This window comes from Gordonia sesuvii, from assembly GCF_036350415.1.
Lineage (GTDB): Bacteria > Actinomycetota > Actinomycetes > Mycobacteriales > Mycobacteriaceae > Gordonia > Gordonia sesuvii.
The window spans coordinates 176768-191218 of the sequence record NZ_JAZDUF010000009.1; the positions used below are offsets into that span (position 1 = coordinate 176768).

The window sequence follows — 14451 nt, forward strand, 5'->3', positions numbered from 1 at the left end:
CTGGACCTCGTGACGAACCGGGGATTGGGGCCGCGAACAGGCGGTATGTCCAATTGTTGACAATCCGACGATCGACCGTCACCGTGTACGCATGACCGTCACCGCCGAATCCCTGCCGACCGCCCAGACCGCGTCCCTGAGCCCCGCGCTCAAACAGGCGACGCCCGTCGTCGTCGACCATGCACAGGGCTCGTGGATCCGCGGTACCGACGGCCACGATTACCTCGACTTCACCACCGGAATCGGCGTCACCAGCACCGGCCACTGCCACCCGCGCGTCGTCGCGGCCGCCCAAGAGCAGTGCACCAAGATCATCCACGCCCAGTACACGACGGTGATGCACCAGCCGCTGCTCGAGCTGACCGAAAAGCTCGGTGGCGTGCTGCCCCTCGGCTTGGACTCCGTCTTCTACGCCAACTCGGGGTCGGAGGCCGTCGAGGCCGCGATCCGTCTCGCCCGGATGGCGACCGCACGGCCGAACATCGTCGTGTTCCAGGGTGGCTTTCACGGCCGCACGGTGGCCGCGGCGAGCCTGACGACCGCCGGAACCAAGTTCTCCGCCGGTTTCTCGCCGCTCATGGCCGGTGTGCACATGTCGCCGTTCCCTTACGCCTACCGCTACGGCTGGGACACCGACACCGCCGTCGACTTCGCGCTGCGTGAACTCGACTATCTGCTGCAGTCACGCGTGGCCCCCAACGACACGGCCGCCTTCCTCATCGAACCGGTCCTCGGCGACGGCGGCTACCTGCCCACCCCGCCGCGGTTCCTCAAGGGACTGCGCGAACGCGCCGACCGGCACGGCATCGTCCTGATCCTCGACGAGGTGCAGGCCGGGTTCGGCCGCACCGGCAAGTTCTGGGGTCATCAGCACGCCACCGACCTCACCCCGGACATCCTCATCACGGCCAAGGGCCTCGCCTCGGGTTTCCCGATCTCCGCGATCGCGGCGTCGACGGAACTGATGAGCAAGGCGTGGCCGGGCTCGCAGGGCGGCACCTACGGCGGCAACGCGGTCGCCGCCGCGGCCGCCGTCGCCACCATCGACGTGATCCGCGACGAGAACCTCGTGGAGAACGCGCGTATCCGGGGCGAGCAGATGTTGAGCGGATTGCAGGACATCGCATCTCGATTCGACGCCGTCGGTGACGTGCGTGGACTGGGTCTCATGGCCGGGATCGAGTTCGTCAAGGACGGCGACGGCGCAACTCCCGTCCCCGACGCCGCCGCGGCCGCCGCCGTCCAGCAGGCCACCACCCGCCACGGCCTGCTCACCCTCACCTGCGGCCCCGCCGGCAACGTCGTGCGCCTCATTCCGGCGCTGGTCGTGACCGAGGACGAGATCACCATGGGTCTGGAGCGCTTCTCGGCAACCCTGACCGATGTGTTCTCAGGCGATACCCTCGGACAGAGATGACACATGTCAGCAACTCGGCGCTCACGGACGACGATCGACCCGCTCGCTCCGGCGAACCCGATGTAGCCGTCGACCTCGATGCCCTGGGCGTCGAGGTCGACGTCTCGTCGCGGCGCCTCGCCGAGTATTCCTACGACGCTTCCAATTACCGGATTCGTCCGATTGCGGTGGTCTTCCCGCGCACCGATCTCGACGTGGCGCGCACCGCCGAGTACTGCCATTCCCACGGCATCCCGCTGATCGCCCGTGGCGGTGGCACGTCGATGGGCGGCAACGCGATCGGGCGTGGCGTGGTGATCGATCTGTCGCGCCACATGCACCGGCTGCGTGCGGTCGACGTCGACACGTCCACCGCGGTCGCCGAGAGCGGCGCCGTGTTGACCACGCTCGCGGCGAATGCCCGCAGCGCCACCGACGGACGCCTCACGTTCGCCCCCGACCCGTCGTCGGCGTCGCGAGCGACCCTCGGAGGGGCCATCGGCAACGACGCCTGCGGCAACCACTCGGTTCGGCACGGTCGCACCACCGACCACGTCGAGGAGCTCTATCTCGTCACCGCGGACGGACTGCGTCTGACAGCCACCCGCACCGGTATCGCCGCCACCGATCCCGATGACACGGCGGCTGTGCAGCGCGCCGCGACGCTCACCGAGCAACTGCGTGATCTGACGGCCCGCAACCTCGCCATCCTGCGCACCGACCTGGAGACGATTCCGCGCCAGGTATCCGGGTATCACCTGTCGAAATTGCTGCCGGAGAACGGCTTCGACGTCGCACGGACCTTGGTGGGCAGTGAGGGGACGTGTGCGATCGTGGTGGCCGCGCGCGTCCGCCTGGTCCCGGTCGCGTCCTCGTCGCTGCTGTTGTGCGTCGGCTACCCGACGGCCAGCGATGCGGCTCGCGACGTGCCCGTGATCCTGCCGTATGCGCCGTCGGCGGTGGAGGGCATCGACCGCAAGATCGTCGCCACGATGGCCGCGCGCCGTGGGCGGGACACGGTCACTGCGCTGCCCGGCATCACCGACCCGGAATGCACCGCATGGCTGTTCATCGACCTCGACGAGCACAGCGCCACACAGCAATCCGAGACCGACGTGCCCGCGACCGCCAAGCGACTCCTCGACGAGCTCCGCGCCCATGGACGCATGATCGCCGGGACCACCGTCCCGGACCCGGTGGCACGCAAGACGCTCTGGCGGGTCCGCGAGGACGGCGCCGGGCTCTCGTCACGCCTCGCCGACCCCGACGACGACAGCATCGGCAGTGGCTACGAGTCATGGCCCGGCTGGGAAGACGCCGCGGTCGCGCCGGAACGGCTGGCCGACTATCTCGACGACTTCACCGCACTGCTCGACCGCTACGGCCTCACCGGGGTGATGTACGGACATTTCGGGGCCGGCTGCATGCACGTCCGCATCACGTTCGATCTACGGTCCGCCGAGGGGCGGGCGACGATGGACCGTTTCTGCACCGACGCAGCCCATCTCGTCGTCGCACACGGCGGGTCACTGTCGGGTGAGCACGGAGACGGGCGCGCGCGGTCGGCGCTGCTGCCCGTGATGTACTCCCCTGCCATGCTCGCCGCGTTCGCCGAGTTCAAGAAGATCTGGGACCCGGCGGGCACGCTGAACCCCGGCTCGATCATCGATGCACCGCCCATCACGGACGACCTCGCGCTGGCGGACGTCCCGGCACGACGCTGGCCGACGATGTTCACCCTCACGCCGGCCGAATCAGGAAGCGCTACGGAGACGGCCGACAGCCTCGATCCGTTCGTGCACGCCGTGCAGGGATGTATCGGCGTGGGTCGCTGCCGCGCGTCGTCGGGCGGTGTGATGTGCCCGAGTTTCCGAGCCACCCGCGACGAGAAGGACTCCACCCGCGGACGGGCCCGGGTCCTGCAGGACATGGTCCGTACCGCACCCGACATCGAGACCGGTTGGCAGTCCACAGATGTGGCCGACGCCCTGGACCTGTGTCTGTCCTGCAAGGCATGCTCCACCGACTGCCCGACCGGGGTCGACATGGCCACCTACAAATCGGAGTTCCTGCACCACCACTACAGCGGTCGCCGTCGGCCGATGTCGCACTACTCGCTCGGCTGGATGCCGGCGTGGCTGACCGTGGCCGGGACCCTGGCACCGGTGATCAACGCGAGCCTGAACACCCCGTTGCGGCGGATCGCGGCCCGCGCAGGCGGTCTCGACGCACGGCGCAGCATGCCGCGGTTCGCCGCCCGCCGCGACCGCCGACGACACCTGCGCGCACTGGCGCCGGTGACCCCGACCACCGACACCATCCTCTTCGTCGACTCGTTCACCAAAGCGTTCCGTCCGCAGGTCGCGACCGCCGCCGCCGAGGTCCTGGGAGGCAGCGGAGACCAAGTGGGATGTAGCGCGGACAACTGCTGTGCGCTCACCTGGATCTCCACCGGACAGCTCACGCACGCACGGAAAGTGTTGACGCGCACGGTGACAGCGCTCGACGACGGCACCGACCGGCCGATCGTGCTCCCGGAGCCGAGTTGCGCGGCGGCCCTGCGCAAAGATCTACCCGAACTCGTGGACAGCGCCGCGGCTCACCGCGTGTCCGCCCGGGTCCACAGCTTCGCCGACTACCTGCCACGGCTCATCGACCGTGGCTGGACGCCGACGGGGCTACCCGAATCCGTCACCCTGCAGACGCATTGCCACGAGTACGCCGTGTTCGGCGCCCGTACCGGTGCGTCGGTGCTGGAGACGCTCGGCGTCGAAGTCCACACGGCGGACGGATGCTGCGGCGTCGCGGGCAACTTCGGGTTCGAACGCGGGCACTACGACGTGAGTGTCGCCGTCGCCGAGAACGCGCTCGCCCCGGCCCTGCGGGCGAACCCGGACCGGCCGGTCATCACTGACGGTTTCAGTTGTGCGATGTCGGTCGACCACCTCGCCGCGACCGACTCGGCGGTCACCGCGACCGGCCTGCACCTCGCCGAGCTGCTCACCCGCCGGCCCCGCCACCCGACCACCCCGCCGACAGAACCCCCATCTTCGCCGACAGAACCCCGAAAGTCGCCGACAGAACCCAAGTTCCCGTCGACGGAATCCGATCCCTCGTCGACAGAACCCACCACCACGGAAGGAGCGTGACCATGACGGCCACCATTCCCACTTCGGACGCATCACAGGTCATCGGGCGGCTCCACACCGACCTGTTCATCGACGGCCAGTGGCGACCGGCCGAGGCGGACGCCACCTTCACCGTCGAGAACCCGGCCACCGGTCAACCATTGGCCGTGGTCGCCGACGGCAGCGCCGCCGACGCGCGCAGTGCACTGCAGGCAGCCGCCGACCATCAGGCGGCGTGGGCGGCCACGTCACCCCGTTCGCGCAGTGAGATCCTCTATCGCGCATACCAGCTCATCATGGATCGAGTCGATGAGATCGCGTCGGTGATGACCGCCGAGATGGGCAAGCCGTTGGCCGAGGCCAAGGGCGAGGTCGCCTACGGGGCGGAGTTCTTCCGGTGGTTCGCCGAGGAAGCCGTGCGTATCGGGGGTGACCACACCGTGACCGGTGACGGCAACAACCGTGTGGTCGTCAGCAAGCAACCGGTGGGCCCGTGCATCCTGATCACGCCGTGGAATTTCCCGCTCGCCATGGGAACCCGCAAGATCGGTCCGGCGGTTGCGGCGGGCTGCACGATGGTGTTCAAACCGGCCGAGCTCACCCCGCTCACCGCTCTGCTGCTCACCGACATCCTGCGTGAGGCCGGGCTGCCCGACGGCGTGCTCAATGTCGTCACCACCACCGATCCCGGATCTGTGGTGGGCGAATGGATGTCATCCGGTCAGGCCCGCAAGATCAGCTTCACCGGTTCGACCGAGGTCGGCAAGATCCTGCTCGGGCAGGCCGCCGGCACCGTGATGCGCACATCGATGGAACTGGGCGGCAACGCACCATTCATCGTGTGCGCCGACGCCGATGTCGATCGGGCGATCGAGGGTGTCATGGTCGCCAAGATGCGCAACATGGGCCAGGCGTGTACCGCCGCCAACCGGATCTTCGTGCACCGCGACGTGATCACCGACTTCACCGAGAAGCTGGCCGCACGGATGGGTGGACTCACCGTCGGCGACGGCGCCGCAGACGGCACCCAGGTGGGTCCCCTCGTGGAGAGCAAGGCCGCCGACAAGGTCACCGAACTCGTCTCCGACGCCGTCGATCGTGGTGCGCGAATCGTCTGCGGTGCAGAACGTCCCGACGGTCCCGGTCACTTCTACCCACCGACCGTGTTGACCGATGTCGACCCGTCCGCCGACCTCATGCACACCGAGATCTTCGGTCCGGTGGCCGCGATCATCCCGTTCGGCACCACCGGTGGCGATGCCGGCGCCGACGACGAGGAGGTGCTGCGGCTGGCCAACGACACCCCGTGGGGACTCGTCGGATACCTCTACACCCAGGACATCGACCGGGCGGACCGGTTGTCGACGGCCCTGGAGGTCGGGATGGTCGGTGTCAACACCGGTCTCGTCTCCAATCCGGCCGCACCTTTCGGCGGGATCAAGGAGTCGGGACTCGGCCGCGAGGGCGGTCGACTCGGCATCGAGGAGTTTCTCGACGTAAAGTACGTTGCACGGCCGATAGCCCGTTGACACAACATAATTGACTGGTCCAGCCATGGCCGGTGACGACCCGACAGGAGACCCCGGATGTACCTCGGCGCTCAGCTGTTCACCGACAGCGAGTACGAACAGCGCCTGACCCGTGTCCGTGAACTCATGGACCGGCAGGGCCTCTCGGCGATCATCGTCACCGACCCGGCCAACATCTTCTATCTCATCGGGTACAACGCGTGGTCGTTCTACACCCCGCAGATGCTGTTCGTGCCGATCGAGGGCGAGATGGTGTTCTTCGCCCGGGAGATGGATGCCCATGGTGCACACCGCACCACGTGGCTGCCCGAGGAACAGATCGTCGGTTACCCGGAGAGCTACGTGCATCGGCCGCACGTGCACGCCTTCGACTGGGTCGCGTGGGCGTTGCGTCAGCGCCACCTGATCGCCCCGGCGTCACGGGCCGGATCAGTTGGCCTGGAGATGGACTCACACTTCTTCTCGCCGAAGGCGTATCGTGCGCTCTACAACGCCATCCCGGAGTGGAAGCTCGTCGACAACTTCGAGCTAGTCAACTGGGTGCGGTCGGTGAAGTCCGACGCCGAGGTCCAACTGATGCGGCAGGCGGGCATGGTGTGTTCGGAGGCCATGCGCGCCGCCATCGAAACCATCGATGTCGGTGTGCGCCAGTGTGATGCGGCGGCCGCCATTTCGCAGGCGCAGATCACCGGCACCTCGGACTTCGGTGGTGACTATCCGGCGATCGTGCCGATGATGCCGACCGGCGCCGCCGCCGACACCCCGCACTTGACGTGGCATCAGGGCACGTTCACCGACGACGAGGCGGTGGTCATCGAACTGACCGGCGCGCACAACCGATATCATTGTCCGCTTGCCCGCACCGTGTCACTCGGCGTGCCGTCGAAGGATCTCGACTACGTGGCCAAGGCCACCGCTGAGGGGCTCAACAACGTCCTCGAGGCCATCCGTCCGGGGGTGGCCACTCGTGAACTGGCGTCCACCTGGAACTGGTCCCTTGCCAAGTACGGACTGGAAAAGCCTTCGCGCCTGGGCTACTCGATCGGCATCGGGTATCCGCCCGACTGGGGCGAGCGCACGATCAGCATTCGGACCGAGGACGAGACGATCCTCGAGACCAACATGACCTTCCACATCGTCTGCGGAATGTGGATGGACGACTACGGCTTCGAACTGTCCGAGTCGGTGCGCGTCAGCCCGACCGGCGTCGAGACCTTCACCAGCTTCCCGCGCGAGTTGATCCGCAAATGAACCCCCGATCCCTGAGGAGCGAGCTTGCGAGCGTCTCGAAGGGCCACGAAGGGCAGCCCCTCCGTGACGGTCCTCCGCTAGCGCTCCGGACCTCCTCAGGGACCGGATACATTGCGTCACGAAGGGCCCCAACCACACCGAGAGGTGAACCGATGACCGCCACCGCCGACACCCACAACCTGCGCCATTCCGGCCCCACGCTGCCATTGGCCGGGCGCGCCAAGGACCTGGTCGGGTCGATGATCGACTCGTCCACCTCCCTGCTCGCGGCACAAACCCACGACATCGTGCGCTTCGCCATGGGCTCGCCGGCCGACGAGGCTGTCCCGGCCGACGAGTTCCGGCAGATCGCCGGGGAGATCCTGGACAACTCGTCGTTCACCTACGGCGCCACCGAGGGCGAGCCACGCCTCCTGCAGCTCCTCGTCGACTACCTCGCGACCACACCGGATCCGTCGAGCCTCGACCGCCTCGTGATCACCACCGGAGGCATGCAGGGGCTCGACCTCGCGTGCAAGCTCTTCGTCGACCCCGGCGACCTCGTGATCGTCGAATCCCCCACCTACACCAACGGCAGCGCGACCGCCCTCTCCTATGGTGCGCAACTCCTCGAGGTTCCCACCGACGAGGACGGCATGCAGGTGGACACCCTGGAGGATCTCGTCTCCCACACCCACCAGACCCCCAAGGCGATCTACACGATCCCGACCTTCCAGAATCCGTCGGGCGTCACCCTCTCTGAGGAACGACGACGCGAACTGCTGCGCCTCGCACACCAGTGGGGTGCGGTGATCATCGACGACGATCCCTACGGGCTGCTGCGTTTCGCCGGCGAGGATCTGCCGACCTTCCAGACGCTGAGTCCCCAAGACCCGCTGATCTTCTCGGTGCGCACCTTCTCCAAGATCCTGGCGCCCGGTTGGCGCGTCGGCTGGGTCGACGCGGACGCCTCGCTGCGCCAGCTGCTCATCAACGGCAAGCAGGCGATGGACACCTGCACCAACGTGCCCAATCAGCACATCGTCGCCGAGTACATCGCGCGTGGCGGTCTCGAAGACCACCTCGCCGGGATTCGCAAGCTCTATCGCGAACGCAAGGAGGCGATGCTGGACTCGATCAGCCGTCACCTCGGCGACCGCGTGGACACCACCGACCCCGATGGCGGCTTCTTCCTGTGGGTGACGCTGCGCGAGGAGTTCGCCGAGATCGACACCCGCGAACTGTTCGAGGTGGCCCTCGCCGACGGCGTCGCCTTCATCCCGGGCCCCGCATTGTCGCCGGGCGGACGGTTCCGCAACGCGATGCGGCTGTGCTTCGCGTCGAGCACACCGGAGCGGATCGAGGAGGGCATCAAGCGCCTGACGGGCACGCTGGAGAAGATGGCTCATACTGGGTGACGGAATCCATTCGATGACGAGACGAGCACCCGGAGGTCGCGACGTGTCCCTGTCCGAAGCCGAGGCCGGCGTGTTGTCCCACATCAACGCCGACACCGTCGCCATGCTCACCGCAGGTCTCGTCGAGGCATCCAGCGAGAATCCGGGTGGCACCGAGGCAGCCGCCGTCGAGGTCCTCGAGAAGGCATGTCGCAGTGCGGGTTTCTCCGTGTCCACGCGAGAGGTCGCACCGGGCCGGCCGAATCTGGTTGCCACCCTGTCGGCCGGCTCGGGCCCGGGCCTGATGTTGCTCGGCCACTCAGATGTGGTGCCTGCCGGACCCGGCTGGTCGGCCGACCCGTACCGCGCCCGGTATGCGGACGGACGACTCTACGGCCGTGGCGCCACCGACATGAAGGGCGGGCTGGCCGCCGCCGTCGTCGCCATGCAGGCGTTGTCCCATGCCTCGGCGTACGGCGTCGACCTGTCCGGCCCCGTGCAGCTGGTCTGCACCGTGGATGAAGAAGAACACGGGATCGGCGTGCGCGACTTCGTGTCCCAGGCTCCGGAGTACGAGTTCGCCGGCTGCATCGTGGCCGAACCCACCGACCTCGAGGTCGTTCGGGGATGCCGCGGGGCGTCGTATCTGGAGATCGACATCACCGGCCGGGCCGCGCATTCCGGCCGACCCGCCGACGGACGCAGCGCCATCAACGCCGCCGCATCCATCGTGGATCTGATCCGCTTCGACCACGAGCAACTCGCGATGACCGCCGACGACCTCCTCGGATCGGGCACCTGGAACGTCGGCACCATCGCCGGCGGCCAGGGCATCTCGGTGGTCGCGCCCATGTGCAGCCTCGGCATCGATCGTCGCCTGATGCCGCACGAGAGCGCGCAGACCATTGCAGCAGAACTGCGACAGACGATTTCGCAGTCCGGTATCGACTCCGATGGTATCTCCGTCGACGTCCGGGTCACCATGGAGATGCCCGGTTTCGCCACCGACAAGTCGCACTCCCTGGTCACCTCCACCGTCGGGGCGATCACCGATGCGGGAGGTTCCACGTCGGTCGGCGGGTGGAGCGCAGCATGCGACGGCGGTTTCGTGAACCGCGATCTCGGTATCCCGGCGATCGTGTGCGGTCCCGGTGAGATCCACACGCAGGCACATCAACCCGACGAATCCGTGGCGATCGCCGACCTCGAAACCGCGGCGCGTGCCTACGCGCTCACGGCGTTGCGGATGCTGGGCTGATCGTCTGGCGTTCCCGCTGATCGGATCACCAAGGTCTCGATACGCGTCGGACTCGCTACGCTCGCACGTCGCTACTCGACCAACGAAAACCCCCCTCCCGCTGATCGAGTAGCGTGCGAGCCGCCCCACCCGCTGATCGAGTAGCCTGCGAGCCGCTAGGCGAGCATGCGTATCGAGATCCCCCACCACGGCCTCGATACGCGTCGGGCTCGCTGCGCTCGCACGTCGCTACTCGACCAGCGGGAATCCGTCGCTACTCGACCAGCGGGAATTCGCTACTCGACCAACGGGAGAACCCGGTCACGTCGACTTCGCCGCCATCGCGAGATCGCGCTCCCTCGAAGGGATCTCGGAACCACGGATCGAAACTCCGGCGGTCTCCTTCAAGAACACCAGCGCCACCATGCCGATCGCACAGGCGCCCATCATGTACAGCGCCGGGAAGAGGTTCCAGCCCGTGCCCTCCACGACGGCGTCGTTGACGAGCGGAGCGGTACCACCGAACGCGGCTGTGGAGAGGTTGTAGGAGATCGCGAAACCGGCGTAGCGCACCTGGGTCGGGAACATGGCCGGGAAGGTGGCCGAGATCGTCGCGAGCTGCGGAATGTAGAGCAGCCCGAGGATCGTGAAACCGATGATCGCCCAGGCGAATCCCTGCCCCATCAGCCAATACAACGGCAAGGCGAGGACGAACAGGCCGATCAACGACGACCACCACATCGGTTTTCGTCCGGTCCGATCCGACCAGGCCCCGAAGAACGGGATGACCGCCATCATTGCCAACTCACCGATGAGGATCACCGCCGTGGCGGTGTCGGTGCTCATCCCGAGCGTGTTCTCCAGATACGTCGGTTGATACGCCAACAGAGTGTAATTCGCGACATTGAGCGCGACCACCATGCCGAACATGATCGTCACCGGCTGCCAGTACGTCTTCACCAGATCGACCAGCTCGGCCCAGGGCGACGATTCGAGCTTGTGTTCGTCCTCGAGTTCCTCGAAGACCGGCGATTCGTCGACCTGGGTACGCAGGTAGAGGCCGATCAGACCCAGCGGCAGGGCGAGGAAGAACGGCAGGCGCCATCCCCAGGTGGCCATCGCGTCGTCGCTCAGGAGCAGATCGAGGAAGAGCACGACCGCCGAGCCGAGGACGAACCCGCCCAACGTGCCGAACTCCAGGAAGCTGCCGTAGCGGCCACGTTTCTTGTCCGGGGCGTACTCGGCCATGAACGTGGCCGCACCGCCGTACTCACCGCCGGTGGAGAACCCCTGCACGACGCGGAGCAGGATGAGCAGGACGGGCGCCCATACACCGATTGACGCGTGCGTCGGCAGGACACCGATCAACGCCGTGGCGACCGAGATCAGCACGATGGTGAGCGCGAGCACGGAGCGACGTCCGATGCGATCGCCGATCGGCCCCCAGACGAACCCGCCGAGCGGCCGGAGGACGAAGGAGACCGCGAAACCCAGCATGGTGCCGAGCGTGCCGAGGTCGCCGGGGAAGAAGGCGTCGGTCAGATAGGTCGCCGTCGCGGCGTAGACGCCGTAGTCATACCACTCGGTGGCGTTGCCGATCGCGGAGGCGCTGATCGCCTTTCGGAGGATCGACTTTCCTTCGGGGGATTCCGGGTCGGGTCTGGGATGTGCCGTCGATCCGGTCGAACTCGGGTTCGTCATCTGCGCCTTCCTCAGTCTGGGTGGCCAGTTCTCTGGTGCTGATTCACATCGGCGATCTGACGTATCGAGACTAAGTCGGCAAGCCCCCGGGGGCGGGCGAATCCGTTCACATCATGGCAACGATCAACCCGTCGACACCGCTCCGGACAGGTCGGGAATGGTGTCACCGACCAGACGGTGCAGCCCGTCGTTCATGTGCTCGATCATCAGTGCGTCGGCCGCCGCCACGTCCCCCGCGACGATGGCATCCACCAATGCCTGATGTTCTGCTATACGTTCCTTCCCCGATGCGTAGGTTCCCCGCATCGCCCGCAGACACATCCGGGTTTCTACCAGGATCGTCTCGTGTAGCCGCGAAAGGCGCTGGCTGGCGGCATGATCCACCAGCGTCTGGTGGAAACGCATGTCCGCGTCGGCCATCTCGACCCCGTTGGGATCATCGATGAACTCCCGCATCTGTGCCACTGCATCATTCAGGTCGTCGATGGCGTCATCGTCCCCACGATAGATCACCTGCTCCAGCGCGGCACGTTCGACCGCCGTTCGCGCGACGTACATGTCGCGAATGTCCGAATCATCCATCGACACAACGAAAAGGCCGCGATTGCGGTGGCTCACGAGCAGCCCTTCGGCGGTGAGACGCTGCATGGCTTCACGCAGCGGCCCACGGCTCACGCCGAGATCCGCGGCGAGACCGGATTCGGTCAATTGGGACCCTGGCGGGAAGTCACCGCTGGCGATCGCGTCATGCAGTTTCCGCGCGATGATCGCCGGCGTCGACTCCTGAACCAGCGGGGTGAGCACTCGCTTGCGCCCGGGTTCTCGTTGTCGTGTTCCTGTCATGTGTTGGCTCCTTTGTCGGTTCTCACGCACGCCGGTAGGTGAGGGTCTCTCCGCGTGCACCGCCCATCCAGACGTCGTTGCACGCGGCGGCGAATGCGTCGAGACCTTCGGTGATGGTCGCGAACACGTTGCCCGGTACCCATCCGACGTCGCCGTTGACCAGCAGGTTGTTGCGCCCGTAGAACACGGCGAGGTCGATCAGCAGTCGTTGACTGCCGGGCGCTCCGCCCGGTTCGTACCCGTATGCCGGATTGTCGAGCACGCCGTCGAAGGTGAAGTAGCACAGGTCACCGGGAATGGGTGTGACCGTGCTGTTCTCCAGGCCCGGTTCCGTCGGGGCGAATGCGGGCAGCAGAGTGTAGATCTCGTTGCGGGCGAACTTGCCGTGGTAGACCTGTCCGCCCTGCGGTAGGGCATCCCAGACCGCTGCGGCGGTGCGCGGGGCCTCGTCGTCGAGCAACTTCGCGACCGCTGTCACGCCGCGCTGTTCCAAACTGACCGTGATGAAGCGGTCGCTCACCGAATCCCCTCCCGTGTCGTGAATGGCGCGACCCGCTCGTAGGCGGCCGCGACGCGCAGCACCGTGTCGTCGGCATGGCGCGCTCCGACGATCTGCAGGCCGGTGGGCAGCGCGGTGGCGCCGCTGCGATCGAACCCGCTCGGGATCGTGATCGCCGGTTGCCCGGTCAGATTGAATGGATACGAGTACGGCGTCCACGACGTCCAGTCCGGCGAGGCAGATCCGGCCGGGACGTCGACGCCTGCCTCGAACGCGACACGTGGCGTGCTGGGCGTGATCAAGACGTCGAAGTCGAGGTGCAACTGGCCCATCTCGACCCCGAGAGCCATCCGCAGCGCGGTGGCATCGAGGTAGTCGGTGGCCGAGAAGTCGGCATGGCGGGTCAATGCCGCCGCCAGTCCATGGTCGATCTTCTCCGTCGCGCCCGGCCCCTGCGCCTTGACGACGACGTCAGCGCCGCTGAACCACAGGATGTGGTAGGCCCAAGCCGGGTCTTCCCAGCCGAGTTCGATCTGGGTGACCGAGGCCCCGAGGCCGCGCATGATCTCCAGTGCCGCTTCGGTGTTCTGTTGTACCACCGGATCATTCGATCCGTAGCCGAGGTCGGGACTGTACGCGATGCGCACACCGTCGAGGTGATGTGGTGCGCGGCTGAGAAGTTCGGCGGAGCTGGTCGTCGGGGTCGGCATGGCCCACCAGTCGCGTGGATCGAAACCGCTGAGCACGTCGAGCATCGTGGCGCAGTCGGCGACGGTCCGGGTCATCGGCCCCGCGTGCGCGAGGGTGCCGAACGGGCTGGCCGGATACAACGGCACGCGACCGAATGTCGGCTTCAAACCGACTATGCCGCAGAAAGATGCGGGGATGCGGATCGACCCGCCCCCGTCCGTCCCGACCGACAGCGGACCGAGTCCGGCGGCGACGGCCGCGGCGCTGCCGCCGCTGGACCCGCCGGGCGTCCGTTCGGTGTCCCACGGGTTGCGGGTGACGCCGCACCTTGGGCTGTCGGTGACGCCCTTCCAACCGAACTCCGGCGTGGTCACCTTCCCCAGCAGTACCGCGCCGGCCTCGCGCAGCCGGGCGACCGCAGGGGCGTCGACTGCCCACTCGTCGTCGTCGGCGTGGATCAACTCGGAGCCGCGGAGCGTGGGCCAACCCTTGGTGAGGAACAGGTCCTTGATGCTGACCGGCACCCCGTCGAGGGGGCCAAGCGCCACGCCCGCGGCGTGCCGCTCCGCCGAGGCGCGGGCATCGCGTATCGCCGCATCCGCGTCGACGAGACAATAGGCGTTGACGGCGGGGTTGTCCGCCTCGATGGCGGAGAGGAGCTCCTCGGTCACCGAGACCGGGGAGAACGTCCCCGACCGGTATCCCTCCGCCAAGTGGGCGGCGGTCGACCAGCGTGCGGATGTGTCCATCGGTTCCTTCTGCAGATCGGCGAGATGTTGGTAGATTGTTGACAATCTACTC

The 14451-nt window shown here is 67.1% G+C and carries 10 protein-coding genes; 6 read left to right on the forward strand and 4 right to left on the reverse strand.

Annotation, left to right across the window (positions count from 1 at the left end; genetic code table 11):
- Positions 1 to 91 precede the first annotated feature (91 nt).
- From VZC37_RS23440 to VZC37_RS23465, 6 genes are all read left to right on the forward strand, one after another.
- The gene (locus tag VZC37_RS23440) at positions 92 to 1417 is read left to right on the forward strand and encodes an aspartate aminotransferase family protein (RefSeq protein WP_330436341.1); all 1326 of its coding nucleotides are present in this window, start codon (positions 92 to 94) and stop codon (positions 1415 to 1417) included.
- Positions 1414 to 4545, forward strand: coding sequence for an FAD-binding and (Fe-S)-binding domain-containing protein (locus tag VZC37_RS23445; protein ID WP_330436343.1), 3132 nt, complete (start codon positions 1414 to 1416; stop codon positions 4543 to 4545). Before VZC37_RS23440 ends, VZC37_RS23445 begins: the two co-directional genes overlap by 4 nt.
- A gap of 2 nt (positions 4546 to 4547) precedes the next feature.
- Positions 4548 to 6053 carry an NAD-dependent succinate-semialdehyde dehydrogenase gene (locus VZC37_RS23450; protein ID WP_330436344.1) on the forward strand — a complete coding sequence of 502 codons (1506 nt, stop codon included), beginning with the start codon at positions 4548 to 4550 and terminating at the stop codon, positions 6051 to 6053.
- 57 nt (positions 6054 to 6110) lie between these two features.
- The gene (locus tag VZC37_RS23455) at positions 6111 to 7304 is read left to right on the forward strand and encodes a M24 family metallopeptidase (RefSeq protein WP_330436346.1); all 1194 of its coding nucleotides are present in this window, start codon (positions 6111 to 6113) and stop codon (positions 7302 to 7304) included.
- Between the two features lie 152 nt (positions 7305 to 7456).
- The gene (locus tag VZC37_RS23460; protein WP_330436348.1) at positions 7457 to 8701 is read left to right on the forward strand and encodes an aminotransferase-like domain-containing protein; all 1245 of its coding nucleotides are present in this window, start codon (positions 7457 to 7459) and stop codon (positions 8699 to 8701) included.
- A 13-nt stretch (positions 8702 to 8714) separates the two neighbouring features.
- Positions 8715 to 9938 (forward strand): M20 family metallopeptidase, encoded by a 1224-nt coding sequence (locus tag VZC37_RS23465; RefSeq protein ID WP_431309481.1) that lies wholly within the window; start codon positions 8715 to 8717, stop codon positions 9936 to 9938.
- Between the two features lie 300 nt (positions 9939 to 10238).
- Here the strand turns inward: VZC37_RS23465 and VZC37_RS23470 are convergent, their stop codons facing one another.
- From VZC37_RS23470 to VZC37_RS23485, 4 genes are all read right to left on the reverse strand, one after another.
- On the reverse strand, positions 10239 to 11618 hold the full coding sequence (locus VZC37_RS23470) for an MFS transporter (RefSeq protein ID WP_330436350.1): 1380 nt from the start codon (positions 11616 to 11618) through the stop codon (positions 10239 to 10241).
- 123 nt (positions 11619 to 11741) lie between these two features.
- Complete coding sequence (locus tag VZC37_RS23475) at positions 11742 to 12461, reverse strand: GntR family transcriptional regulator (protein WP_330436352.1); 720 nt, start codon at positions 12459 to 12461, stop codon at positions 11742 to 11744.
- Positions 12462 to 12483: 22 nt separating this feature from the next.
- The gene (locus VZC37_RS23480; RefSeq protein WP_330436354.1) at positions 12484 to 12981 is read right to left on the reverse strand and encodes a DUF3830 family protein; all 498 of its coding nucleotides are present in this window, start codon (positions 12979 to 12981) and stop codon (positions 12484 to 12486) included.
- Positions 12978 to 14399, reverse strand: coding sequence for an amidase (locus VZC37_RS23485; RefSeq protein WP_330436356.1), 1422 nt, complete (start codon positions 14397 to 14399; stop codon positions 12978 to 12980). Before VZC37_RS23485 ends, VZC37_RS23480 begins: the two co-directional genes overlap by 4 nt.
- Positions 14400 to 14451 lie beyond the last annotated feature (52 nt).